Annotated in this window: 25 protein-coding genes; 5 read left to right on the forward strand and 20 right to left on the reverse strand. The window is 64.0% G+C overall.

What is annotated here, in order from left to right; translation table 11 throughout:
- Positions 1-13 precede the first annotated feature (13 nt).
- A complete protein-coding gene (locus VGM61_RS15315; RefSeq protein WP_331523723.1) occupies positions 14-535 on the reverse strand; it encodes a DUF1697 domain-containing protein in 522 nt (173 codons plus the stop codon).
- A 72-nt stretch (positions 536-607) separates the two neighbouring features.
- Between VGM61_RS15315 and VGM61_RS15320 the strand changes: the two genes are divergently transcribed.
- Entirely contained in the window at positions 608-1,027 is a 420-nt protein-coding gene (locus tag VGM61_RS15320) for a GFA family protein (protein ID WP_331523724.1), read from the forward strand.
- 36 nt (positions 1,028-1,063) lie between these two features.
- Positions 1,064-1,429, forward strand: a complete 366-nt coding sequence (locus tag VGM61_RS15325) for a VOC family protein (protein ID WP_331523725.1) — start codon at positions 1,064-1,066, stop codon at positions 1,427-1,429.
- A 74-nt stretch (positions 1,430-1,503) separates the two neighbouring features.
- Here the strand turns inward: VGM61_RS15325 and VGM61_RS15330 are convergent, their stop codons facing one another.
- The 3 genes from VGM61_RS15330 to VGM61_RS15340 all read right to left on the reverse strand — a co-directional run bounded on the left by VGM61_RS15330 (position 1,504) and on the right by VGM61_RS15340 (position 3,201).
- On the reverse strand, positions 1,504-1,671 hold the full coding sequence (locus VGM61_RS15330; RefSeq protein ID WP_331523726.1) for a 30S ribosomal protein THX: 168 nt from the start codon (positions 1,669-1,671) through the stop codon (positions 1,504-1,506).
- Between the two features lie 91 nt (positions 1,672-1,762).
- Positions 1,763-2,704: a cation diffusion facilitator family transporter gene (locus VGM61_RS15335; protein WP_414694895.1), complete on the reverse strand. Its 942-nt coding sequence runs from the start codon at positions 2,702-2,704 to the stop codon at positions 1,763-1,765.
- Positions 2,705-2,760: 56 nt separating this feature from the next.
- Complete coding sequence (locus tag VGM61_RS15340; protein WP_331523727.1) at positions 2,761-3,201, reverse strand: MerC domain-containing protein; 441 nt, start codon at positions 3,199-3,201, stop codon at positions 2,761-2,763.
- 481 nt (positions 3,202-3,682) lie between these two features.
- On the opposite strand from VGM61_RS15340, the gene VGM61_RS15345 reads away from it, so the two are divergent.
- The gene (locus tag VGM61_RS15345; protein ID WP_331523728.1) at positions 3,683-4,609 is read left to right on the forward strand and encodes a DMT family transporter; all 927 of its coding nucleotides are present in this window, start codon (positions 3,683-3,685) and stop codon (positions 4,607-4,609) included.
- A 41-nt stretch (positions 4,610-4,650) separates the two neighbouring features.
- On the opposite strand, the gene VGM61_RS15350 is transcribed toward VGM61_RS15345, so the two are convergent.
- The 4 genes from VGM61_RS15350 to gltX form a co-directional block, all read right to left on the reverse strand.
- Positions 4,651-5,145: a hypothetical protein gene (locus VGM61_RS15350; RefSeq protein ID WP_331523730.1), complete on the reverse strand. Its 495-nt coding sequence runs from the start codon at positions 5,143-5,145 to the stop codon at positions 4,651-4,653.
- Positions 5,146-5,298: 153 nt separating this feature from the next.
- A complete protein-coding gene (locus VGM61_RS15355; protein WP_331523731.1) occupies positions 5,299-5,766 on the reverse strand; it encodes a transcriptional repressor in 468 nt (155 codons plus the stop codon).
- Positions 5,767-5,769: 3 nt separating this feature from the next.
- Positions 5,770-6,057 carry a hypothetical protein gene (locus VGM61_RS15360; RefSeq protein ID WP_331523732.1) on the reverse strand — a complete coding sequence of 96 codons (288 nt, stop codon included), beginning with the start codon at positions 6,055-6,057 and terminating at the stop codon, positions 5,770-5,772.
- Between the two features lie 38 nt (positions 6,058-6,095).
- Positions 6,096-7,499, reverse strand: coding sequence for a glutamate--tRNA ligase (gene gltX / locus VGM61_RS15365; RefSeq protein WP_331523733.1), 1,404 nt, complete (start codon positions 7,497-7,499; stop codon positions 6,096-6,098).
- A gap of 129 nt (positions 7,500-7,628) precedes the next feature.
- Here gltX and VGM61_RS15370 point away from each other — a divergent pair, with 129 nt between their 5' ends.
- Together VGM61_RS15370 and VGM61_RS15375 are read left to right on the forward strand one after the other, a co-directional pair.
- The gene (locus VGM61_RS15370; RefSeq protein ID WP_331523734.1) at positions 7,629-8,795 is read left to right on the forward strand and encodes a glycosyltransferase family 1 protein; all 1,167 of its coding nucleotides are present in this window, start codon (positions 7,629-7,631) and stop codon (positions 8,793-8,795) included.
- On the forward strand, positions 8,764-9,288 hold the full coding sequence (locus tag VGM61_RS15375; RefSeq protein WP_331523735.1) for a phosphatase PAP2 family protein: 525 nt from the start codon (positions 8,764-8,766) through the stop codon (positions 9,286-9,288). The genes VGM61_RS15370 and VGM61_RS15375 overlap by 32 nt, the downstream gene beginning before the upstream one ends.
- Before the next feature lie 88 nt (positions 9,289-9,376).
- Here the strand turns inward: VGM61_RS15375 and VGM61_RS15380 are convergent, their stop codons facing one another.
- From VGM61_RS15380 to VGM61_RS15435, 12 genes are all read right to left on the reverse strand, one after another.
- Complete coding sequence (locus VGM61_RS15380; RefSeq protein WP_331523736.1) at positions 9,377-11,074, reverse strand: hypothetical protein; 1,698 nt, start codon at positions 11,072-11,074, stop codon at positions 9,377-9,379.
- Between the two features lie 22 nt (positions 11,075-11,096).
- A complete protein-coding gene (locus tag VGM61_RS15385) occupies positions 11,097-11,243 on the reverse strand; it encodes a hypothetical protein (RefSeq protein ID WP_331523737.1) in 147 nt (48 codons plus the stop codon).
- Between the two features lie 30 nt (positions 11,244-11,273).
- Positions 11,274-13,505: a TIR domain-containing protein gene (locus VGM61_RS15390; RefSeq protein WP_331523739.1), complete on the reverse strand. Its 2,232-nt coding sequence runs from the start codon at positions 13,503-13,505 to the stop codon at positions 11,274-11,276.
- A gap of 404 nt (positions 13,506-13,909) precedes the next feature.
- Entirely contained in the window at positions 13,910-14,779 is an 870-nt protein-coding gene (gene accD, locus VGM61_RS15395) for an acetyl-CoA carboxylase, carboxyltransferase subunit beta (RefSeq protein WP_331523740.1), read from the reverse strand.
- 15 nt (positions 14,780-14,794) lie between these two features.
- Positions 14,795-15,604: a tryptophan synthase subunit alpha gene (trpA, locus tag VGM61_RS15400; protein ID WP_331523741.1), complete on the reverse strand. Its 810-nt coding sequence runs from the start codon at positions 15,602-15,604 to the stop codon at positions 14,795-14,797.
- Positions 15,601-16,812, reverse strand: a complete 1,212-nt coding sequence (gene trpB / locus VGM61_RS15405; RefSeq protein WP_331523742.1) for a tryptophan synthase subunit beta — start codon at positions 16,810-16,812, stop codon at positions 15,601-15,603. The genes trpA and trpB overlap by 4 nt, the downstream gene beginning before the upstream one ends.
- Before the next feature lie 29 nt (positions 16,813-16,841).
- Entirely contained in the window at positions 16,842-17,465 is a 624-nt protein-coding gene (locus VGM61_RS15410) for a phosphoribosylanthranilate isomerase (RefSeq protein WP_331523743.1), read from the reverse strand.
- Positions 17,465-18,232, reverse strand: a complete 768-nt coding sequence (gene truA, locus VGM61_RS15415) for a tRNA pseudouridine(38-40) synthase TruA (RefSeq protein WP_331523744.1) — start codon at positions 18,230-18,232, stop codon at positions 17,465-17,467. The genes VGM61_RS15410 and truA overlap by 1 nt, the downstream gene beginning before the upstream one ends.
- A 91-nt stretch (positions 18,233-18,323) precedes the next feature.
- A complete protein-coding gene (locus VGM61_RS15420) occupies positions 18,324-20,702 on the reverse strand; it encodes a FimV/HubP family polar landmark protein (protein WP_331523745.1) in 2,379 nt (792 codons plus the stop codon).
- A 154-nt stretch (positions 20,703-20,856) separates the two neighbouring features.
- On the reverse strand, positions 20,857-21,168 hold the full coding sequence (locus VGM61_RS15425; protein ID WP_331523747.1) for a hypothetical protein: 312 nt from the start codon (positions 21,166-21,168) through the stop codon (positions 20,857-20,859).
- A gap of 2 nt (positions 21,169-21,170) precedes the next feature.
- On the reverse strand, positions 21,171-22,199 hold the full coding sequence (locus tag VGM61_RS15430; RefSeq protein ID WP_331523748.1) for an aspartate-semialdehyde dehydrogenase: 1,029 nt from the start codon (positions 22,197-22,199) through the stop codon (positions 21,171-21,173).
- A gap of 39 nt (positions 22,200-22,238) precedes the next feature.
- Complete coding sequence (locus tag VGM61_RS15435) at positions 22,239-23,216, reverse strand: D-glycerate dehydrogenase (RefSeq protein ID WP_331523749.1); 978 nt, start codon at positions 23,214-23,216, stop codon at positions 22,239-22,241.
- Positions 23,217-23,234 lie beyond the last annotated feature (18 nt).

Genomic DNA, 23,234 nt, shown 5'->3' on the forward strand with positions numbered 1-23,234 from the left:
ATCAACCAGTGAATCAACCGGCGTCGAGGGCGCTGGCCATCTCCGCGAGTTTGGCCACTGTATTCATGTTGCGCGCCGTGCCGTTCTTCGCGGCGGGAATCTTCAGCTTCGAATGGGCCATGCCTTCGCCGTAGTGAACATAGATTTCCCGCACACCCGCCGCAAGCTTTTCGTCCGTCGCGCCTGTTGCGGCGCTGACCGCGTCCGCGGGTGGCTTGCCATCAAGGAAGATCGCGACCACGCGGTTGCCTGCTTCTTGGCTGAAAGGATTGGCCTTTGCCACGGCCGCCATCTCCGCCGCGGTACGCACCATCACCCCGACATGCTTGCCGGCGTAGGCGGTGAGTGCTTCCTCGAGTTTTGCCTTGACCGATCTTTCCGCCGCACGCGAGGTAAAAACCACGTTGCCGCTCGCGATGTAGGTGGTCACGTTTGCGAACCCGGCTTCCTCACACATGGCTTTCAATTCGACCATGGGCAACTTGCCGGTACCACCGACGTTTACGGCTCTCAGCAAGGCTATATAGGCGGTCATGACCTAAGCCTAACACTGCGGTGGAACGTCGGCTAAGCTTTCCCGTAGACCATCCACGACGTGAACCACACCATGGCAACGAACAATCATGCCACGAAAAAAAGGCTCACCGGGTCGTGCTACTGCGGCGCGGCAACCTATGCTGTCGCCGACGAATTCCTCTATGCAGCCTATTGCCACTGCTCCAACTGCAGGCGCACCACGGGATCGGCATTCAAACCCTTCGCTGGCATCGAGCGCGCGAAACTGACGCCCACCAGCGGTAACGAGCAGCTAAAGATTGTCGGTGACGTCGACTGCAACGACACGCATTGCGCGACCTGCGGTTCATTGCTTTATTCCGTAGTGCGGGAAGGCGCATACGTGCACGTGGCGATGGGCACGCTTATCGACGCCCCCGCGATCCGTCCCGCCCACCATATCTTCGTGGGTTCGAAAGCGCCCTGGCATGAGATCACCGACAACCTGCCGCAATATGACGAACACGCCTGATCCGGCTCAATCGTCGCCATCAACAAGGAACCACCTATGCTTGTCGGTCTACGCACCGTTATCTATCCGACGCGGGATATTGCCGCTGCCAAGGCCTGGTACGCGAAGCTGCTCGATGCCGAACCTTACTTCGACCAGCCGTTCTATGTCGGTTTCTCGGTGGGCGGGTTCGAATTGGGCCTGGTGCCCGACGGTGAGCCTTCCACCGCCGGCGTGCAGGCCTATTGGGCCGTCGCCGATATCGATGTAGCGTTCAGGCGCACGCTCGACCTCGGCGCGAAGGAGATTGAGCCGGTCACCGAGGTAGGCGGCGATATCCGCGTGGCGTCACTGGCCGACCCCTTCGGCAATCGCCTTGGCCTGATCCAGAATCCCCATTTCGATCCCACCGCGGTCCGTTAACGGCGCTTTTGCCGACATCCAAACAAAAACCCCGCCGACGGCGGGGTTTTCTCGTCCAGCAGTGCACCGATGGGTCAGGCGGACTTCTTGCGCGCCGGGGCGGCCTTCTTCACGGCGGCGGGCTTGGTCACCACGGCCGGCTTGCCGGCAACGGCGGGGGCCACGACGGTATGCGAACGGTTATTGCCGTAGCTGCCGCGGTAGGTCTTGCCGCGACGGGTCTTGCGATCGCCCTTACCCATGGGAAACTCCTTAGAATTTAATGTGTTGATGGTCGACCAGCTTATCAGCCGGCCGCCAAAGCGCAAGGGCGGGGAAATTTCGCCAATCCGGTCAAGGCTGTGCGCGGCCCCCGCAGGGCTCATCCATGTCCGGACAGGGGCCCGGATCGATCTGAACCGTGGCATGGCCAATGCCGTAGCGGTCCAGCAGAGTGCGCTTGATGGCATCGAGCACCGCCGCCGCACTGGCCCCTTCATGGACTTCGGCGTGGAGCGTTGCCATGCGTGAGCCGCTGGCTACCTGCCAGACATGCACATGATGGATATCGGCAATACCCGGATCGGCGGCCTTCAGCACCACCTCGACATCCTCAGGTTTTACGCCCTCAGGCGTTCCTTCGAGCAGGATATGCGAGGAACGACGCAGCAGCATCCAGGCACTGCGCAGGATAAGCAGGCATACCAGCACCGAAAGCACGGGATCGGCCCATAACCAACCCAGCCAGCGCACGGCCAGCGCTGCGACGATGGCGGCCACGGAACCCAGGAGGTCGCCGAGCACGTGCAGGCTGGCACCGGCGACATTGACGTCGTCCTTGTCGTGGCCGTGCAGGGTACTTAGCACCAGTACGTTAACGGCAAGACCGATCACCGCCACGATCAACATCACACCGGAAAGAATGGGGGTCGGTGAAAACAGTCGCTGCACCGCCTCGTAGGCGATGAACACGATCAGCACGAACTGGGTAAGCGCATTGACGAACCCGGCAAGTACCTCCATGCGCCCATAGCCGAAGGTCCGCTTCTTATCGGCCGGGCGTGTGGCAAACCATGCGCCACAGAAGGCCAGCAACATGGCCAGCGCATCCACCAGCATGTGGCCCGCGTCGGCGAGCAGGGCCAGCGAACCGGACCACAGGCCACCAAAGGCCTCCACCACCATCATCACGGTGGTCAGCACGAAGGCGATCAGGAGCTTCCGCTGGGTGGACATGCCGCCCGCCGCGGAACCGTGGCCGTGTCGGTGATGATCGTGGGCGTGGGAATGTGCCATGGGGCAATGCTAGGAACCGCGGTGCGCGTTACACAATCGCAGGCGCGGCGAACGGTTCAGTGTGCGCACGTGGGACCGTGCACATGGACACGGTCGAATCGCAGGTTCACGAAGTGCGCTGAGGCCACCAGCAGTCCGCCGCAGGTTACCAGCACGCTATGCAGCAACAACGACCCGGTATCGTGAAGCACGGTGATGCCGGCAATCAGTAGCAACAGGCCCGGAAGAACCAATCCGAGCGCCAGGCGCCGGCGGTGTCGACGGTAGCCGCCCAGAAGCGTGATCGTGGCCAGCAGGCAGGCAAACAGCACGAAACCCTTCTCGAAGGTATGGCTGGCCAGGAACTGGAGTCCCAGCAAGGGCAGGAAGACCAGTACGAAGGGCAACGCGGCGCAGTGGACGGCACACAGGAAAGATGCCGTTGCCCCAAGGCGATCGGCCAGGTGCCACCAACGCTTGCGGACTTCCGGCTCGGGCAGCTCGGGCGACTGATTCATGGAGACAATGGCATAGGTAGGCCGCATGGGAGACATATTGTTACTTTATAACGTCCGCAATGCAAGCCCTGTTTGACCCGGGTGCAAATCCATGGGTTCTTGCGCCATCGAAAGTTCATTCGGACGTCTATACGTCTGTCAACCGATCCCACCCTGCCCCGTTCCCATGCATGGCCCGCAAGCGGCCACCGTTCGCCGACGGCGTCATCCCCTCCCGACGCACCCTCCACGGCGGCGAACCCCACAGGGCGCGGCGTGACGCCGCGCCCTGTTTCTTTTCGCTGATCACCTTAAGCGCCTGATCGTCCAGCGGGCGGACTTTCAGGTGGGAAATTGTTCAAACCGTACCTTTCGTCTTAAGCGTGATCGATTCCAGTAAGCGAATTCGAATTGATCGACCTACCCTGCGCGGCAGCGCGTGAATCGGCTCAGGCGTGGCGCCAACTGGCACAGGGCTTTCATCCAGAGACGAAGGACGATCATGGAGAAGACGCGCCGACACTTGTCAGGCCTGGGATTTGCACTCCTTGCCGCCGTCATCAATGGGTCCGTGGGCGTTTTCATCACGCTGTCAGCAAGGATGGCCCTTGAAAGCTCAGCCATTGCCTTTTACAAATGTTTCCTGGCAGTCGTCATCCTGGCGATATTCCTGTGGGCAAACGCTACGCTGCGTCAGAGCATACGGAACGTGTTCCGTTCCCCCATTCTGGCCGCTGCCGGTTTCTTCGGCGTATTCGTCATGAATTCCTTCGAGGTTCGTGCGTACAGGCTTGAGTCGGTAGCGACGGTGGTCCTCATGTTCTTGGCCGGTGCCACAGTGGCCACGCAGGGACTGACCATATTCATGCTAAGCCAGCGAATGACCGTGGGAAGGGCCATCGCCATCGGACTTTGCTCGGCGGGAGTATTTCTGCTGATGCCAAAATACCTGTCCTTCAGTGCCGCAGCGGGATGTCTGCTCGGAGCCATCGCGGGAGTTGGCTACGGCACATACATGGTGATCGCGCAGCGATTCGCCCTGAAAGCACGACTGGAAGATATCTTCGGCATGATGGTATGGGGCACGATTTTCCTGCTTCCGGAGTACATCGTTGGCGGAGCTAGAATCCCGAGCTTTGACGCGTGGGGCATGTTGATTTGGCTTGCCATGTTCCCAACGATCCTTGGATATTTCCTCACCACCGCCGCCGTCACGCGAATCGGGGCGAGCAAGGTCCAGCTGCTGGAGCTTTCCGAGCCCCTGTTCGCTGCGCTCATGGCCTGGTACTTCCTAAACGAGCTTCTCAGCTCAGGGCAGATCATGGGTGGGCTGGCAATCGTCCTGGCCAGCTATGCCGGCGATGTCATCGACAAACTCGTACCTGGAACACATCGGCAAAGGAGGCCGTCTTGGCGAGGCTCAAGGTAGCGAGTTTGCCGCCCTCCGGACGTAGAAAGATCGACAGTGCCTCAGAACCAGCCGAATCCCTTGGCCATCATTCCCGCAAGGCCAAGCACCGAGGCGATCAGGCTTCCGAAGAGTAAGTGGAAGTCTGAGCGTGCGTGGACGCGAAATTGTTCGAACCTCCCGTTGACACGTTCGAACTTTGCATCGAACTTCCCGAATCGATCCTCGAACTTTGCATCGAGCTTCTCGAAGCGATCCTCAAACTTTGCGTCGAGCTTCTCGAAGCGATCTTCGAACTTTGCGTCGAGCTTCTCGAATCGATCCTCAAACTTTGCATCGAGTTTCTCGAATCGATCGTCGATCTTGTCAAACCGGGCATACACTTCAGTCCGGAAATCCCGGAACTCGATCTTGTGCTCGTCAAATCGTGAAGAGATGCCCTCGGTTATCACTTCAAGCCTGGTCACCCGCGTATCAAGCTGCGCTATCTCGAGGGGTACATAGATCGATCGATGAGCCGATGAACCATCGCTGACGGGAATGAAATCATTTGGCACAAGAGTTCCGTGTTATCCATCATCGTTGCCGCCATGGCCTGCACGCCTTGGCACGATGTGATTATGCACGGACGACTTCGCACTGCACATTCAGAAAATGAGCCGAATCGATGCAGGAATTTCCCTACTCGCGGATTCTTTACAAAGAACGATCTACCGACAGTTCTTGCAAACCCCATGCACTTCCACCGTCTGCCCCTGCGGCGTGAAACCGAAGGTGCGTGCCTGGGCTTCGATGAGTTCAGCCACGCGCGGATCGCACACTTCCTGGGCACCGTCACAAACGTCACAGATCAGGAAGGGCACCTGGTGCTGTTCGGCCGGATGGTGGCAGGCAACGTAGGCGTTGATCGACTCGAGCTTGTGGATGAAGCCGTTCTCGAGCAGGAAATCGAGCGCGCGATAGACGGTGGGCGGTGCTGCATTGCCGTGGGTGTCGCGCAGGCTGTCCAGGAGGTCATAGGCCTTCACCGGCTTGCCCGCGCGTGCCACCAGTTGCAGTACCTCGCGGCGTAGCGGCGTCAGGCGCAGCCCACGCTCGTTGCTGGCGGTTTCCACCGCACGCACGAAGCCGATGGGGTCGTCGTGGTGGTGCTGGTGTTCTGAAGGCTTGCTGTTCAAGGTTCACTCCTTGCGCCGATCATACGCCGGACGCGGCAACGGCGGCGGCAGCGGCTTCATCCGCCAGGCAAACCACCATCCAATGGGGCCCAAGGTAGCGCCCCAGGCGGCGCCCAGCCACACCTGGCCGCGACGATGGCCAATCCAGGCGCCTACGGCCACGCAGACCACGGAAGACACCGTAAGCCAGAACCAGGGCACCATCGCCATCAGGTTGGCGAAGATATGCAGGAACGCGCCCGGATCGTCCGGGTCTACGCCATGCATCATCCGCGCGAGAAGCTCGTCCAAATGCTCGCCTGGTCAGTCGCTGTGGGCTGAATATGGGGTCAGGCGCCGCTACGGGCAATGGCGTCGTCGATGCGTGCCAGCGCCCCTTCCCTGCCGGCCAGGTACACCGTGTGTTCGATCGACGGCGATACCTGGGTGCCCGTCATGGCCACCCGAAGCGGGGCCGCCACCTTGCCCATGCCCAGTTCAAGCTTCGCCGCCACCGCCTCGACCACGCCGTGGATCGCTTCAGGCGTCCACTCAGGCAGCGACGCCAGGGCGTCGCGGGAAGCGTTCAACACCGGCACCGCGGTGTCGTTGCGCAGGTGTTTGTCCACGGCTTTCTGATCCCACTCGGTAATCGGTGCGTACCATGTGCGTGCGCGCTCGGCCATTTCCTTCAATGTCTGTACGCGATCGCGCAGGGCCACGATCACGTCCGCGGGTGCCGGACCCGCGGATGGATCAATGCCCGCCTGCTGCAGATGCCAGGTGAACTCCGCGGCGATATCGGCCGGGTTGTCGTGCTTGAGGTACTGCTGGTTCAGCCACGACAGCTTGGTGACGTCGAAACGCGAGGCCGCCTTGTTCACATCGCTGATGTCGAAGAGGCCCGTCATTTCCTCGACTGAGAAAATCTCCTGATCGCCGTGGGACCAGCCCAGGCGTACCAGATAGTTGAGCAACGCATGCGGCAGGAAGCCGTCGTCCCGGTATTGCATCACACCCACAGCGCCGTGGCGCTTGGAGAGCTTCTGGCCATCGGGGCCAAGGATCATCGGCAGGTGCGCGAATTCCGGCACCGGCGCGCCCAGTGCGTGGTACACGTTGATCTGGCGCGGCGTGTTGTTGACGTGATCGTCGCCACGGATCACCTCGGTGATACCCATGTCGATGTCGTCCACCACCACGGCGAAGTTATAGGTGGGAAAGCCATCGGAGCGGACGATCACGAAATCGTCGAGCTCCGTGTTGCTCCATTCGATGCGGCCCTTGACCTTGTCGTCGAACACCACCGAGCCTTCCGACGGGTTGCGGAAGCGGATCACCCGGTTCGGGTCGTCGCGGAGGGGCTCGGCGCGGTCGCGGTAATAGCCGTTGTAACGGGGCTTCAGGCCGGCCGCCATGGCCGCCTCGCGCATGGCCTCGATTTCTTCCTTGGTCTCGTAGGCGTAATACGCCTTGCCCTCGGCCAGTAATTTTTCCGCCACCTCGCGGTAACGGTCCATGCGATGGGTCTGGTAGATCGGGCCTTCGTCGTGAACGAGGCCCAGCCAGGTCATGCCGTCGATGATGGCCTGGACCGCTTCATCGGTGGAACGCTCGCGGTCGGTGTCCTCGACGCGCAGGATGAAATCGCCACCACGGCGGCGGGCCTCCAGCCAGCAGTACAGGGCCGTGCGGGCACCGCCGATGTGCAGGAATCCGGTGGGGCTGGGGGCAAAACGGGTACGGACGGTCATCACGAAGGTCACGATCGAGGGCGACCGTCGATTTTAGCCGGTTCCGCGGTGTCTTGCGGCCGTCATCGACCCATCATCCCACTGCCATGCGGGCGGCGAAGAATGCTGCAAGCCCGCAGGGAGTGCGCCATGCGCATCGGCATCGTTACCGAAACCTACCCGCCGGAAGTCAACGGCGTCGCCTTGACCGTCCATAGCCTGGCGGCAGGCATGGCCGCCCGTGGCCATGCGGTGGACCTGGTCCGCCCCCGCCAGCCGGGCCATGCGCCCTTCGCCGACGAACCCGGGATCGAATCGTTGGAAACCCCGGGCCTGGGCTTGCCGCGCTATCCAGGCCTGCGTTTTGGCCTGCCGGTCACCAGCCGCCTGGTGGCGCGCTGGAAGCGCGACCGTCCGGATGCGGTGTACGTGGCCACCGAAGGCCCGCTGGGCTGGGCTGCAATGCGCGCCGCCACCCGCCTGGGCATCCCGGTGGCGACCGGCTTTCACACCCGCTTCGACGCCTACGCCGGCCACTATGGCGTGAAATGGCTCACCCCGCTGGTACGCAAGCACCTGCGCCGTTTCCACAACCGCGCAGACGCTACCCTGGTACCTACCCGTGGACTGGCCGCGGAACTCCAGGCCATGGGCATCGTCAATTCGCGTTTGCTACGCCGGGCCGTCGACACCGAACTCTTCCACCCCTCGCGGCGCGACGACACGCTGCGCGCTTCGTGGGGTGCCGACGAGGACACCCTGGTGGTGCTGTACGTCGGCCGCATTGCCGCGGAGAAGAACCTCCCGCTCGCCCTGGCCTCCTTCGAAGCCGCCAGAAAACGCCACCCGAAGGCACTCTACGTGTGGGTGGGCGACGGTCCGGAGCGCACCGCGCTACAGGCAGCGCACCCGGATTTCGTCTTCGCCGGCATGCGCAGCGGCGAGGACCTTGCCGCGTACTTTGCCAGCGCCGATCTCTTCATCTTTCCCAGCCTGTCGGAAACCTTCGGCAACGTCGTACTGGAAGCCCTGGCCGCGGGCGTGCCCGTAGTGGCCTACGACGAGGGCGCCGCCCGCGAGCACGTGGTCGATGGCGTGAACGGCGTGCGCATCGAAAGCGGCAACGAGAAAAGCTTCATCAACTGCGCCGCGTGTGTCGCCAGTGACCTGCGCCAGTTGCATGCCATGGGTCGTGCAGCACGGCACGGGGTGTCGTCACTGGCGCCGGCCGCCGTGATCGCCGATTTCGAACGACTTCTGAAAGGTTTGGTCACGGAGCGCAGCCATGAGCACCATGCCACGTCCGCAACGGCTTGATCGCCGCGTCACCCTCGCTGCCAACCGCTGGGGCACACGCAGCACGGTGGGTGCCTTCTTCGGGGTGGTAAGCCGGCTTGGCGATGGCATCTTCTGGTATTCCCTGATCGCCATCCTGGCCGTTGCCGGCGGTTGGCGCGGCATGCAGGCGGCAGGCCAGATGCTGATTACCGGCCTGATCGCCCTGCAGCTCTACCGCGTGCTCAAGCGCTGGACGCGCCGCCCCCGCCCCTTTCGCAACTGTCCGGGTGTGATCGCGCATATCCCGCCGCTGGATGAGTTCAGCTTTCCCTCCGGCCATACGCTGCAGGCGGTGAGCTTTACCGTGGTAGCGGTGCATTACTTCCCCGTGCTGGCGCCGTTGCTGATTGGGTTCACTGCGCTGGTGGGTGCATCGCGGGTGATCCTGGGGTTGCACTATCCGTCGGACGTCATTGCCGCCACGGCGATCGGGCTGGCGTTGGGGAATGCTTCGCTGCTCGCGATGAGCTGATCTACATCCCGACCGTCTGCCGCGTGCGCGCCCACGGCATCGGTCGCGGCGGGAGTGGAAAGCCGCCTCGTTCATCCGCCCTGATTCGTCAAAGCTTGCTGTGCTCCACCTGCCTTTCGCGCTGCATCAGCGTCCATTCGGCGTGTTCGGTCAGCGCTGCATCGCCCAGCGACAACAAAATGGCGCGCTGTGTACCTGGATCCTTCGCGCGATCGAGCGCTACGCGCGCACTGGCGAAGATCCGCTGCATGAACCGGTACTGGCGAATCAGTTCGCGGTCGGCCTTGCGGTAGGCGTAGGCTTCGCGCACGGCGGCGGCGATGGATAGCACGGCCATGGCCGTGACCAGGCTTACCTTGGCGTGTTCGGACAGCTTCAGCGCGAAGACCGCCAGGAACACGCTGATGGCGATGCCTCCCCACAAGCTGGTGGAACCGATCATCTCGGTGATGTGGTGCAGCCCCGTGCGCTCGGCGGTCTTGACCTCGTAGTAGTGCAACTGGCCGGACTTACCCGATTCCCCCACCCACTCGGCGATCACGGCAGCCAGCGCCGCATCGGTGGGTTGTTCCGGATGGATCGACGCATCCAGGCTTGCCGCGCGCATCACGTTGCGGATCCAGCCCAGTTCGATGTTCTGTTTCTGAAGGAAATTGTCGTGCGCAAACTCATGATCCGCGCTGGCCGAGATGCCGGCCCGCCGCCAGCACGACTGCACGCGCAGGCCCTCGGCGAGCGCGCGGTAATCAAGGTATTTCCGATGCCAGCCGCGGCGGTGGGCCAGGATCGCCACCACGCCGCCGGTGGCGAACAACGCCAGGAACAGATAAATCAGCGAGTCGTTGCCAGGCATGTGGGCGTACAGTGTGAACGCGATGCCCATCAGCGCCGCCACGGTGTAGGTCAGGCGCAGGGCCATCACCACGCGGCGCCGGAAATGCACTGCAAGCCAATCGGCGGCGTGGAATACGCGATCGATCGTTTCGGTGGCACTTCCAGGCGTGCCGGGCATCGAGCGCGGCGCTGCCTCGATGACGGCGGCATGCCGGGCGCACTCGTCGTTGAACTCGGCCATGCGCGAAAACATCAGGCGGAACTCCGCGGGCATATCCGGCTGGAATGCCGGCTCGTCGGTCGTACGCCAGCCTTCCTGCAAGGGCGTGAGTCCGTGTGCAGGATCGTCTCCGTCCCCGTCGCCATCGCGCGAACACACAATGTGGTAAAGCAGGCTCTCATCACCGCCACCAAGTACGTGGCGCGCGTGCACATGGCGTTCCACCAGGCCCGGCGGCGTGCCGGTAAGATGGTAGTGCACGATCTGGGCGGTACCGCCCAGTCCCCCGGCCTCATTGCCATCCCAGATGGCTAGCAGGATGTGGCAATGGCTGGCGATATACACGCCGGTGGTGGCGTATTGGCGGTCGCGCGCCTGCCCGGGCAGGCCGATCACGTGGCGTGGCTTTTCCATCAGCCGCGGCAGCAGCACCACCTCGGCGTGGCTGCAAAGGCGTTCGAAGTTGGCGCGCACCTGCGGGTCGTTGAAGTCGTCGGTGTACAGATCCCGCGGCAACGGCAACGGCGCTACCAGACGGGCACCCGCCGCCAGGGCTTCTTCGGCGACCAGCTGGTCGCCTCCCTCGGCCAGCGCGGAAAGCACCACAAGCGGCAAGCCCGGAAAATCGTTCTTCAGCCGCTCGAAGAACGCATGCACGCGAAGACGGATCGGCTCGACCTCGCCGGCGGGAATATCGCGGTGGCTGGTGACGCCGACGACCAAAGGGGTCATGGGTGCTTTCCGCGCCGAAACCTCAAGTGCTCTTTATCCTCGGGTTGGTGGTGGTGGCAGGTTTGGGCGCTGTGTTGCGCTCGAATTCCTGTTCGCGATCGTCGGAACGCTCTTCCCGTTCATCGGCGGGTGCCTGTTCCTGCTCGTCGTCGTTGCGATTGCCACTCATGAGATGTCTCCGTCCTAGTGACTGCCAGTGCTATTCATCGTTTGCCGATCGCGCTATCTCGCGACCGGCCAGTTCCGCATGACCACCGGTAGCCGCCAGCAGTTCGCGCTGGAAGGTAACGTTCTGCGGATAGTCGATCTGTTCACGGCGCAATGCCTGCAGTAAGGCCGGGTCGCGGTAGCCGCTCGTCCAAAGCCTCTTGATCACCGGCACTGCCTCGTCCTTGCGCTGGAGCGAAAGCAGCGCCATGACCTGTAGTGCCAACAGCCTTGGATCGCCCTGACCGCTGTGGGCCGACTGCAACGACGCCAATGCGTCGTCGCGCAGCGTGCCCGCAGCGTTCGTATCAGCGCTGACCGCGGCCAGGGAGAGCCGTGCCGTGGCGATAGCCAACAAAGTGGCGCGGTCATCGGGCTGCTGCTTGAAGAGGGGTGCGAGCAAATGCAACGCCGACGTGGCCTGTCGCCGGGCGGCGTCGTTGTCGCCCGAAGCGCACGATTGCGCGGACTGTTCCATCAGTGCCTCGGCATACTCGCGCTGCCAGACCGCGTTGTCGGCATCGTGCCGGGCAAGGCTTTCAAAGATCACCAGCGCATCGCGCGCGAGTTTCGCGGCGTTTACCATGTCGCCCGTGAGGCGATGCAAGCGCCCCAACTGGATCGCATAGAGCGCCTGGTGCTCCTGGTAGTCGGTATTGCCCGGATCCAGCGTCTTTAGCTGTACCGCCATGTCCACAGCGCGCTGCAGGCGATCCATGCCTGCCTGCACGTCTCCGGCCAGCGCCTGGGTGCGGCCGAGGATGCCGTGCACGATAAGCAGGTCATCGCGCCGGCTGGCATCTTTCGGATGGGACGCGGCGAGCCCCGCCTGGATCGTTTCGGCCGCCACGTATTGCGCCACGGCATTGGCAAGGTCGCCATGCAGCAATGCCAGCCTGCCCAGGTTGTTCGACGCTTCGCCGATTGCGGTCGGCCAGTCGACATTGCCCGGCTCCGCGGTGGCCATGCGCTGCGCCAGGGCAAGCATGTCCTGGTACTGCCGGGCGGCCTCTTCGAGATGGCCGCGCGCTTCCATCACGTGGCCTATGTTGTTGTTGAAGGTGATGCGCTGGAATGCGACGCGCGCGTCGCCGGGCGCGCGCGCGGCGGCACGCTGCAGGATCATCTGGCCCGAGGCAAAACTCCGCTCGGCATCGTCGAGCTTGCCCAGTCGCCAGCCGATCATGCCGATGTAAGACCAGGTATCGGCGTGGGCCAGTTGCCGGGCGATGTCGGTCGGGGCTTCCGCGGCAAGGCGCGAGGTGAGCGCCAGCGATGCCTGGAAGGCGTCCATCGCCAGGGCCAGCCGACCCTGGTCAAGCCGCACACTGCCGATTTTCGCCAGCGCCACGGCACGCTGTACAAGAGCCTGGTCGGTGACGTCACTGATGGGCTGCGACTGGAAGTACGCCATGGCCTGGTCGTCCACCGATTCCATGATGTCCAGGCGAGAGGCCTGTGCGAGCTTGTCGTTGAGATCGCCCAGCATGAAGCTGACGAGGTCCTCGGCCTGCTTCTGCCGTCGCTCGGCGGCGTGGCTGGCCACTACTGCCTCGTGCCGGGCGATGAAGGCGACGATGGCCAATACGGTGGTCACCGCCATCACGCACAGCGCCACCGCCGCCAGCATCGCCGCACGCCTCGTACGCCTCTGCAGCTCGCGGCGCTTCAAGGCATCGAAGCCGATGTCGAGCATGCCGGCGATGAGCTTGTACTTGGCGTTGGCGCGCGTGTCCCTGCCCGGTCGCACATCGGCGGCCATCGGTTCGACGGTGTCGGAGCTCAGGGCGCCGTCCGCGGCGAGTCGATGGCGCAGCGCCGACGCGAAACATTCCTCTGCTTCGCGACCGGGCAGCAGGCTGGCGTTGGGTTCACCCGCCACGATCAGGCAGAAGATGCGGTCGCTACGACCCAATCGTTTGAACGCCAGCACTTCCTCGTTCACCCACCGCGAACGCGCGGCCTCGGGTGAGCAGACCACGATCAGGCAATCCGATTGCGCCAGCGCCTCGTTCACCTGGCGGCCGAGATCGCCGGCGCTGGCCAGTTCGTCGCTGTCGCGAAAGATGGGAGCCCATCGACGGGGCACGATACCGGCCGGCGTCTGCATACCCACCAGACGTTTCGGGATTGCATAGGTTTCCAGCGCCCGGTGCAACCAGCCCGCCCAGGACTTATCCAGGTGGCTGTAGCTGATGAAGGCGCGATACCGGAAATCCGACATCACAAGGCCCCAACGACCGCGTGCAAACGATACCGTAGCACCAAAGTGTGATGCAGGTCACATTTTACCGGGATGGGTATCCCTTGAGCAGGTTAAGGCAAACCCCTGTCACGACAGGAGAAAAGTCGACTTATCCACAAGCTTTCCCAGCGGAAGCCCACAAACGGTGTGGATAAACGTGAAGGAAGCGTGGGCAGGACTTAAGCAAGCTGACGCAAGTGGTTGTTCGTGCACGCAGCAACAGCGTTTATCCACAAGCTTTCCCCTAGGCCCTCCACATGGGGTGTGGATAACGCCATTCCACTGACGGCATCAGTTCGAATCCACTGCCAGCTAATTTCCCTGAAATGCAAAAGGCCTCCCACTGATGGAGGCCTTTTGCATCAACCAAAGAGAGAAACGCGTTACGCAGCCCGCGGCTGCTTGCCCATGATGCCAAGTACCGCAGCGAGCTTATCGCGCATGTCGCGGCGGTCGACGATGAAATCCACCGCGCCGTGATCCACCAGGAACTCCGAGCGCTGGAAGCCTTCGGGCAAAGTCTCGCGAACCGTCTGCTCGATCACGCGGGGGCCGGCGAAGCCGATCAGGGCCTTGGGCTCGGCGACGTTGAGGTCGCCCAGCATGCCCAGGCTCGCCGACACACCACCGGTGGTGGGATGGGTGAGCACCGAGATGTAAGGCACGCCGGCGTCGTGCATGCGACGGATGGTGGCGGACGTCTTGGCCATCTGCATCAGCGAGAACAGGCCTTCCTGCATGCGCGCGCCGCCAGTGGCGGAGAAACACACAAGACCGGTGCGTTCGGCGAGCGCCAGTTCCGCGGCGCGGGCGAATTTCTCACCCACCACCGAACCCATCGAGCCACCCATGAAGGAGAACTCAAACGCTACGCCAACCAGCGAGCGGCCCTTGAGCGCACCGCGCATGGCCACCAGGGCGTCTTTCTCGCCCGTGGCCTTTTGCGCGGCGATGATGCGGTCGCGGTATTTCTTCTGGTCGCGGAATTTCAGCGGATCGGTGGGGGCGAGGTCGGGCCAGAGTTCCTCGGTGATGCCTTCGTCGAAGAACGCATTCAGCCGCGTGCGCGCACCGATGGCGTGATGGTGGCCGCACTTGGGGCAGACCATCAGTGAACGCTCAAGCTCCGGGCGATACAGCACGGTGCCGCAGCCGGCACACTTCTCCCACACACCCTCAGGCACCTTGCCCTTGGCCGCGGCGGCGCCTTGCGGACGCGTCTTCGGCGTCATGATTTTCTGCAACCAGTTCATCGGTCGACCTCGTCGTTAATGCCTGGCATCGAGCGCCGCGCGAATGGGGGCAAGGAACTGCCCTGCCCGGCGGACCGCCTCATCCGCGTTCTCCGCGCCGGCCAGTGTGTCGACCAGCGCGCTACCGATCACCACTGCATCGGCAAACGCGGCGATGGCGACCGCGCTTTGCGCGTCGCGAATGCCGAAACCGACAGCCACGGGCGCCGCGGACCTGGCCCGGATATCGGCCACGCGGGCAGCGATATCCTGGGTGTTCAGGTGCGAAGCACCGGTGATGCCGGCAAACGACACATAATACAGGAAGCCCGCCGCCGCCTCGCAAAGCCGCGCCAGGCGGTCGTTTGCCGTGGTCGGGGCAGCGAGGAGGATCTGTTTCAGGCCGGCGTCACGCAGGGGGGCAAGCACTGCCGATTCCTCGATCGGGCAGTCCACCAGCAGGACGCCATCTACCCCGGCTGCCACCGCACGGCTGGCGAACGCCGTGTAGCCCACGCGCTCGACGGGGTTCAGGTAGCCCATCAGCACGATCGGGGTGTCGTTGTCCCGGGTGCGGAACTGCGCCACCCACGCAAGGATTTGCACCAGTCCCACCCCACGCGCAAGTGCGCGTTCACTGGCGTGCTGGATCACGGGGCCATCGGCCATCGGGTCGGAGAACGGCACGCCCAGTTCGATGACGTCAGCGCCGTTGTCCACCAGCGCGTGCATCATGGCGACCACGCCATCGGGCGAGGGATCGCCAGCGGTGATGAAGGGAATGAGGCCTGTGCGGCTCTTCGATTTCAGTTCAGCGAACCGGCGGTCCAGTCGGTTGTCACTCACAGTTCGATCCCCTCGCGTGCCGCGATGGTGTGCACATCCTTGTCGCCGCGGCCGGAGAGGTTGGCCAGCACCAGGGCGTCCTTGGGCAGCTCACGTGCCAGCTTCATCGCCTGGGCAATGGCGTGGCTGGATTCAAGTGCCGCCAGGATGCCTTCGGTGCGCGCGAGCAGATGGAAGGCTTCCAGCGCCTCATCGTCGGTGATGCCCACGTATTCGGCGCGGCCGGCATCCTTCAGGAAGGCGTGCTCGGGCCCGACACCCGGGTAGTCCAGGCCCGCGGATACCGAATGGGTTTCGGTGATCTGGCCATTTTCGTCCGCCAGCACATAGGTGCGATTGCCGTGCAACACGCCGGGACGGCCTGCAGCCAGCGACGCTGCATGCTGGCCGGTCTCGATGCCGTGGCCCGCGGCCTCGGCGCCGACGATGCGTACGCCCGAATCGTTGAGGAAGGCGTGGAACAGGCCAATGGCGTTGGAACCGCCACCCACGCAGGCAGTGATGGCATCGGGCAGTCGGCCGTAGTCTTCGAACATCTGCGCTCGCGCTTCGCGGCCGACGATGGCGTTGAAGTCGCGCACCATCTGCGGATACGGATGGGGACCTGCCACCGTACCGATGATGTAGAACGTGTCGTTGACGTTGGTAACCCAGTCGCGCATTGCCTCGTTCAGGGCATCCTTGAGTGTTTTCGAGCCGGACGTCACAGGCACCACGTCGGCGCCGAGCAGACGCATGCGGTAGACGTTGATCTTCTGGCGCTCGATATCCACCGCGCCCATGTACACCACGCACTTAAGACCCAGGCGCGCCGCTACCGTGGCGCTGGCCACGCCATGCTGGCCGGCGCCGGTTTCAGCAATGATGCGTGTCTTGCCCATATGACGGGCCACCAGCGCCTGACCCACGGTGTTGTTTATCTTGTGCGCGCCGGTGTGGTTCAGGTCTTCGCGCTTGAGCAGGATGCGAGCGCCGCCGACATGGCGGGTCAGGCGTTCGGCTTCGTAGATGGGGCTTGGGCGACCCACATAGTATTTCAGGTCGCGGTCGAGCTCGGCGATGAAGGCCGGATCCTTGCGCAGCCGTTCGTAGGCTGCCGTTAGCTCCGCCAGCGGTGCCATCAATGTTTCGGCCACGTAGATACCGCCGTAGTCGCCGAAGCGACCGTGCGCGTCGGGATAAGCGTGGAAATCGATCTGGGAATTCATGCGATACCTGTGCTGGAGCACCCGGGGGTTCAGGTGCCTTGACCTCGCCGGACGGCGGCGATGAAGTGTTCCATCTTAGCGGCATCCTTCACCCCCGGGGATGACTCGATGCCGCTGGCCACGTCCACCGCCCAGGGCTGGGCCAAGGCGATGGCGCGGGCCACGTTGGTGCTGTCGAGACCGCCAGCGAGAATGAGCGGCTGGGGAAAATCCTTCGGCATCAACGACCAGTCGAAGACGCGGCCGGTACCCCCCGACTCGCCCAGGCCGTGACCGTCGAGCAGCAGGCCGGCGGCACCGGGATAGGTGTGAAGCTTGTGCAAGGCGGCCTCGCCGTCGCCCATGGCGATGGCCTTGAGGTAACGCCTGCCGAAACCCTTGCAGAAATCATCGGTTTCCTCGCCGTGGAATTGCACCAGGTCGGGCTGGACCACGTCGATCACATGCGCCACCCACGCTGGTTCGTCGTCCATCAACAAGGCCACGGCATCAACGAAGGGCGGCAAGGCTGCGCGCAGGACAGCGGCCGCTTCAGGTTCAATGAAACGCTTGCTGCGCCGGGTGAAAACGAAGCCGACAGCGTCCGCGCCCAGTCGGGCGGCCAGTTGGACGTCGTCGTGGCGGGTCATGCCGCAGCATTTGATGCGGGTCATCAGAGCGTTACCTGTTCGGGGAGGCCCCAGTGGGCTTCGTATTTCGGGCCGAGGAAGGTGAGTCCGGTGGCCGGGGCCGTGGGCCCTGCCCGCTCGCGGTCGCGTCCGGCCAGGAGTTCGGCCATCCATTCCACCGGCTGCTCGCCACGTCCAATCAACAGCAACGAGCCGACGATGTTCCGTACCATATGGTGCAGGAACGCATTGGCTTCAATGTCGACGAACACTTCTTCACCTATCCGTGTGACGCTGATTTTCTTCATGAACCGGCGTGCGTGCGCCGCCTGGCACGACACCGCGCGGAAGGCAGAGAAATCGTTCTCGCCCAGCAGCGCCTGGGCCGCGGCGTGCATGCGCCCGGCGTCCACCGGATGGCGCTCCCAGGTGACGTAGCGCGCATCCAGTGCCGCGCGTACCAGACGATTGACGATCCGGTAACGGTAGCCGCGCAGGCGCGCGGAAAAGCGCGCATGGAATTCGTCGGCCACCGGCTGCGCCCAGGTCACGGCCATCGAGCGCGGCAGGTTCGAGCATGTGCCCAGCAGCCAGCCACGCATGTCGCGCCTGACCTCGGTGTCGAAGTGGACCACCTGGCAGCGCGCATGCACGCCGGCGTCGGTGCGGCCGGCGGCCGTGGTTTCGATGGGTTCGTCCGCCACGCGGCGGAGCGCAGTTTCAAGCGCGCCCTGCACCGTCCGGCCATGGCTCAGGCGCTGCCAGCCGAGGAAGTCGGTACCGTCGTATTCGATGCCGAAGGCAATGCGCATGGACTGGGGGCAGCTTCAAAACGCCCATGATACAGCGCGGCCCGGAGCGGTGTTCATAGGAAAAACCCCGCCGGAGCGGGGTTTCCTTCGATCAGTGGAGGTCGGCGAGCATTTTCCTGGCGACGTCCTGTTGCATCTGGGTGCCTTCGGCCACGACCTCATCGAGCATGGCGCGGGCACCATCGGCATCGCCCATGTCCAGGTAGGCACGGGCCAGGTCAAGCTTGGTATCCACCGGATCGTCGCTGAAATTTTCAGCGCCCACGTCGTAGACGTCGACGGGGGCGACGGACGCCTCGTCAAACTTCCACGTACTGTTGGCGGCCTCTTCCTCGGCATCGGCGACATGCAGGTCGGTCGGTTCGCTGTGCGCGGGATGGACATCCTCGTGCGCGGGCAGCGGTTCATCTACATGCGGCCCGAGGTCGACGTCGTCATGGAAGCTCGTCGGCGCCGGCGACTGCCCGGCAACGCGTGGTGGCGAAAGGTCGAAATTGAAGTGATATTCGCTGACTTTCTGCGGTGCATGCGGTACCGGCGGGATGTCGCCGGGCGGCGTCTCGTGATTCGCGTAGCGGCTGATGTCGAAGGCTTCCAATGCCGCGTCGTCTCCAGCCGCGTGGCTGGGTTGCACCTCGGGCGAAGCACCATGCGAGAACAGCGGGTGCTGCGGGGCGAGGTCTTCACCCATGCGCACCGCTTCTTGCCATTCTTCCTGCTCCACGTCCACCACATGGGCGTACATGGCCTCGGCGGCGGCCTCGAAGTGCTCGACGTCGCGGCGTTCGTAATACAGCGTGACCAGCTCCAGATGGAGGGCGACATCGTCTGGGTGCTCGGAAAGTTCGTCGAGCAGTTCGCGCTGGTCGATATCTTCCTCGTCGATGCCCGATTCATCGAACAACGGGGCATCGCCGAAGCGATCGGCCAGCGACGGGGCGGTAGCCACGGCAACGGCGGTCTTGCGACGACGGCCCAGCATGGCCAGCAACAGCAGAACGATCACCGCGCCGCCAGCCACGGCCCAGACCCATGGCTGCATGAACCAGGGCTCTTCTTCGGACACCGGTACCGGCCTTGCGGCGGCCGGCGTGGGCTTCTTGGCCGTCGGCACGGTGGCCGGGGCGGGCGCAGCGTGCTCGACCAGCGGGGTGGTGGTCAGTACCTGGCCGGCCGTGCCTGCCTTGGCAACCGAGGCGGTGGACGCCGCTGCCGGCGCGGCAGGCCTGGGCGCCGAGGCCGCGGCTTCGGGCGTTGCCACGGCGGCCACCGGAGGCGGCGCGGAGGCGGCGGCCGGCGGCAGGTTGGCAGCCTTGCGGGCGTCGGCCAGCTTCTTCTGGAGATCGGCGATCTGCGCGTCTTTCAGGGTGAGCAGGCGCTGGTTCTTCTGGTTGATGTTTTCCAGGTCATCAACCCGGGATTTCAGTTCCTCGCCCTGCTGGCGCAGCGAGGTGAGCGTTTCCTGCGAGCGGGCCAGGTCCTGCTGCAGGCTGGTCATGGCGGCGGCAACCTTGCCGTTACCGGCCTGGTTGCCCTTGGCAGGCACCAGCGCCAGGCGATCTTCCGCGGAGGCAGGGGCGGCCTTTGACGGTGCGTTGCCGGACGCGGCATCGGCGACCGAGGTGGGCTTGCGTGCCGTCATGCCACGCCAGTCTTCGTTCTGGCGACGCACCTGGCTGGAAGCCTCGGCAGTGGCGGTGGCCGAGAGGTCCTGGCTCGATGGCGCGCGGAGCACCACGCCAGCCTTCAGGGCGTTGATATTGTCGCGATAGAAGGCATCGGGGTTGGCCTGCTTGAGCGCCATCAGTGCCTGGTTCATGTCCACGCCGTTGCCCGAAAGCTGCTTGGCATAGGTGGAAAGGGTTTGGCCCTTCTGCACCGTGCCCAGGCTGGAACCGCCCTCGGCAGTGGTACGGGGCGCACGCGGCGCCCTGGCCGGCGACGGCGCCGCCGGTGCACTGGCGGCATGTTCGGGTACCGGTGGACGGGCGGCAGGCGGGGTCGGTGCCTGTGTAGCGGCCGGAGCGGCTTGCTGGACGACCGCAGGAGCGGGCGCCGCGGCAGGGGCCGGTGCGCTGGCGGGGTCGAGCAACAGGGTGACTTCACGCACTACGGAGGTACCGCCACCGCCCTTCACGTCGAGCAGGAGGTCGATGTAGGGCTCGGAGATCGGCTGCACCGTGGTGACGCGGATCACCGACTGGCCCTTGGCGTTGGTGACCACGGCAAACTGCACGCCCTGGGGTATACCGCTGCGATCGATGCCGGCGCGGGCGTAGGCCTCGACCGAGGCCAGGCTTACCTGCACGTTCTTGATGTCGCCAGGAGCCTGGGAAACCAGCGGGATTTCAGCCACCAACGGCTGATCCAGGTTGGACTTGACCTGCACGGCGCCCAGACTCTGCGCGGCGGCGTACTGGGAGGCCAGCGCGAGCGCCAGTGCCACCGAAAGCTTCAACGGACGACTCATCTTAAGTATTCCCCCGGTTAACCAATGACAGGCCCGGCTCCCCTCGAGAAGGCTTGCCATCGCTAGGGCGCAAGAGTAATGCAGGCCCTTTACAAACAACAATAGGCGGCACAGGCAGTTACGCGACAACGTTAAGGCCGTCATAAAACTTCGGTCAGTGGCCCCCGCCCCCCGCCGAGGTCGCCTTGGCGGGATGGGCTGCAGCTGTGGCGGCACGGGCCTGGGCCAGTTGCCGCTCAAGGTCGGCAATGGTGTCGTCCTTCGCCTTGAGCTCGGCATCGGCCTTGGCACTGTTGGCCTCCAGCGTATCCACGCGCTGGTGCAGATCCTTCACCTGCGCCCCCTGGGTTGCCGTCTGAGCCTGTACCTGACGCACCTTCGATGTGTCGTCCTGGGCCCAGGTGGTGGCAACGATGGCCAGCAGCGCAAAGCCAAGGGTGAATTTCATCGACGGTGCGAAGGTCATGTCTAGAGGTAGTCCGTGATCAGGATTTCAGCAATCTGCACGGCGTTCAGTGCCGCGCCCTTGCGGATGTTGTCCGAGACGATCCAGAGGTTCAATCCGTTGTCGTGGGAAATATCCTGGCGGATGCGTCCGACGAAGACTTCGTCCTTTCCGGCCGCGTCGCTCACCGGCGTGGGATAGCCTCCCGCCTTGCGCTCGTCGATCACCACCACGCCCGGCGCCGATTCAAGCAGGCTACGCGCCGTGTCGGCGTCGATCGGATCGCGCGTTTCGATGTGAACAGCCTCGGCATGGCCATAGAACACCGGCACGCGCACCGCGGTGGGATTCACGCGGATGCTCTCGTCCTCGAGGATCTTGCGCGTCTCCCACACCATCTTCATTTCTTCCTTGGTGTAGCCGTTGGGCTGGAAGTCGTCGATGTGGGGGATCACGTTGAAGGCGATCTGCTTGCTGAACTTCGACGGTTCCGCTTCCTGGAAATTGAGTAGCGCCGCCGTCTGTTTGGCCAGTTCATCCATCCCTGAGCGCCCTGCCCCGGAAACCGACTGGTAGGTGGCCACGTTGATGCGCTCGATGCCCACGGCGCGGTGGATCGGCGCCAGCGCCACCAGCATCTGCATCGTGGAGCAATTGGGGTTGGCGATGATGCCGCGCGTCTCGTACTGGGCGATGGCATGCGGATTGACTTCGCTCACCACCAGCGGGATGTCGTCCTGGTAGCGAAACTCCGACGTGTTGTCGATCACCACGGCACCAGCGGCGGCGGCGCGCGGAGCATGCTCACGGCTCACCGAGCCACCGGCGGAGAAAAACGCAATATCCACGCCGGCGAAATCGAAGTCGGCGAGGTTTTTGACCACGACCTGTTTGCCCGCGAAGTCGACCTTGCCACCGGCAGTACGCTCGCTGGCAAGCGGGATCAGCTCGCCCACGGGGAAATCGCGCTCGGCCAGCACGGAGAGCAGTGTTTCGCCGACGGCTCCGGTGGCGCCGACGATGGCGACGTTGTACGAGGTCTTCTTGCTCATGGGTCCTTCAATGCGTTCGTAGGTCGGGGAAAGGAATAGTCAGACGACGCGGCTGGGCGGCTTGCCGGCATGGGGTCCATGGCCGAAGAAGGCCAGCACGTTGTCGACGGCAAGCGCGGCCATGGCGCGACGGGTGCGCCCGCTGGCGCTGGCGATATGCGGGGACAGTACCACGTTGTCCAGCGCCATCAGCGCCGGATGCACCGCGGGCTCGCCCTCGAATACATCCAGCCCCGCTGCCGCCAGCCGCCCATCGGCAAGCGCGGCGGCGAGGGCGGAGTCGTCGACGATGCCGCCGCGGGCGATATTCACCAGGGTGGCCGAGGGTTTCATCATGGCCAGTTCCGCGGCGCCGATGGCGTGGCGGCTTTCGGCGGTAAGCGGCAGTACCAGCATCAGGTGGTCGGCCTGACGCAGCAGCGTGGCTTTATCGACATAGTGTGCATTCACCGCGTGCTCGAGTCCTGCATCCAGGCGCGAACGGTTGTGGTAAATCACCTTCATGTCGAAGCCTGAGGCACGGCGGGCAATGGCCTGGCCGATGCGTCCCATGCCAAGGATGCCCAGGGTGCTGCCGTGCAGGTCCATGCCCATCCATTGGTCGAAGCGCGTGCCATGCCAGTACCCGGCTCGCAGCCAACGCTCGGCGGCACCGACACGGCGGGCAGCCGCCATCATCAGCGCCCAGGCGTAATCGGCGGTGGTATCGGTCAGGACATCGGGCGTATTGGAGGCTGCCACGCCATGGGCGCGCATGGCATCGAGGTCGAAGTTGTTGTACCCCACGCTCACGTTGGCGACGAATTTCAGGTGCGGCGCCCGGGAGAGCACACGATCATCGATACGGTCGGCCAGGCCCGTGACGGCGGCCGACATGCCATGCAGCCGGCCGACCAGGTCGTCGATCGAGAATGCGCGGGTTTCAGGCTCCGCATGCACGTCGAACACGGGCTCCAGGCGGGCGATGATGTCCGGGAACAGCGGGCGCGAGACCCACACTTTCGGTTTGTCGCCCATCGTTGTGATGTTATTCCC

The sequence above is a fragment of the Pinirhizobacter sp. genome (assembly GCF_036499745.1).
Classification (GTDB): domain Bacteria; phylum Pseudomonadota; class Gammaproteobacteria; order Xanthomonadales; family Rhodanobacteraceae; genus Pinirhizobacter.

What these genes read in the sequence shown, in the direction of transcription:
- VGM61_RS15315 (WP_331523723.1), bottom strand. Translation starts at nt 535, where the DNA reads ATGACCGCCTATATAGCCTTGCTGAGAGCCGTAAACGTCGGTGGTACC.
- VGM61_RS15320 (WP_331523724.1), top strand. Translation starts at nt 608, where the DNA reads ATGGCAACGAACAATCATGCCACGAAAAAAAGGCTCACCGGGTCGTGC.
- VGM61_RS15325 (WP_331523725.1), top strand. Translation starts at nt 1,064, where the DNA reads ATGCTTGTCGGTCTACGCACCGTTATCTATCCGACGCGGGATATTGCC.
- VGM61_RS15330 (WP_331523726.1), bottom strand. Translation starts at nt 1,671, where the DNA reads ATGGGTAAGGGCGATCGCAAGACCCGTCGCGGCAAGACCTACCGCGGC.
- VGM61_RS15335 (WP_414694895.1), bottom strand. Translation starts at nt 2,704, where the DNA reads ATGGCACATTCCCACGCCCACGATCATCACCGACACGGCCACGGTTCC.
- VGM61_RS15340 (WP_331523727.1), bottom strand. Translation starts at nt 3,201, where the DNA reads ATGAATCAGTCGCCCGAGCTGCCCGAGCCGGAAGTCCGCAAGCGTTGG.
- VGM61_RS15345 (WP_331523728.1), top strand. Translation starts at nt 3,683, where the DNA reads ATGGAGAAGACGCGCCGACACTTGTCAGGCCTGGGATTTGCACTCCTT.
- gltX (WP_331523733.1), bottom strand. Translation starts at nt 7,499, where the DNA reads ATGACCGTCCGTACCCGTTTTGCCCCCAGCCCCACCGGATTCCTGCAC.
- VGM61_RS15370 (WP_331523734.1), top strand. Translation starts at nt 7,629, where the DNA reads ATGCGCATCGGCATCGTTACCGAAACCTACCCGCCGGAAGTCAACGGC.
- VGM61_RS15375 (WP_331523735.1), top strand. Translation starts at nt 8,764, where the DNA reads ATGAGCACCATGCCACGTCCGCAACGGCTTGATCGCCGCGTCACCCTC.
- VGM61_RS15380 (WP_331523736.1), bottom strand. Translation starts at nt 11,074, where the DNA reads ATGACCCCTTTGGTCGTCGGCGTCACCAGCCACCGCGATATTCCCGCC.
- VGM61_RS15385 (WP_331523737.1), bottom strand. Translation starts at nt 11,243, where the DNA reads ATGAGTGGCAATCGCAACGACGACGAGCAGGAACAGGCACCCGCCGAT.
- VGM61_RS15390 (WP_331523739.1), bottom strand. Translation starts at nt 13,505, where the DNA reads ATGTCGGATTTCCGGTATCGCGCCTTCATCAGCTACAGCCACCTGGAT.
- accD (WP_331523740.1), bottom strand. Translation starts at nt 14,779, where the DNA reads ATGAACTGGTTGCAGAAAATCATGACGCCGAAGACGCGTCCGCAAGGC.
- trpB (WP_331523742.1), bottom strand. Translation starts at nt 16,812, where the DNA reads ATGAATTCCCAGATCGATTTCCACGCTTATCCCGACGCGCACGGTCGC.
- VGM61_RS15410 (WP_331523743.1), bottom strand. Translation starts at nt 17,465, where the DNA reads ATGACCCGCATCAAATGCTGCGGCATGACCCGCCACGACGACGTCCAA.
- truA (WP_331523744.1), bottom strand. Translation starts at nt 18,232, where the DNA reads ATGCGCATTGCCTTCGGCATCGAATACGACGGTACCGACTTCCTCGGC.
- VGM61_RS15420 (WP_331523745.1), bottom strand. Translation starts at nt 20,702, where the DNA reads ATGAGTCGTCCGTTGAAGCTTTCGGTGGCACTGGCGCTCGCGCTGGCC.
- VGM61_RS15425 (WP_331523747.1), bottom strand. Translation starts at nt 21,168, where the DNA reads ATGACCTTCGCACCGTCGATGAAATTCACCCTTGGCTTTGCGCTGCTG.
- VGM61_RS15430 (WP_331523748.1), bottom strand. Translation starts at nt 22,199, where the DNA reads ATGAGCAAGAAGACCTCGTACAACGTCGCCATCGTCGGCGCCACCGGA.
- VGM61_RS15435 (WP_331523749.1), bottom strand. Translation starts at nt 23,216, where the DNA reads ATGGGCGACAAACCGAAAGTGTGGGTCTCGCGCCCGCTGTTCCCGGAC.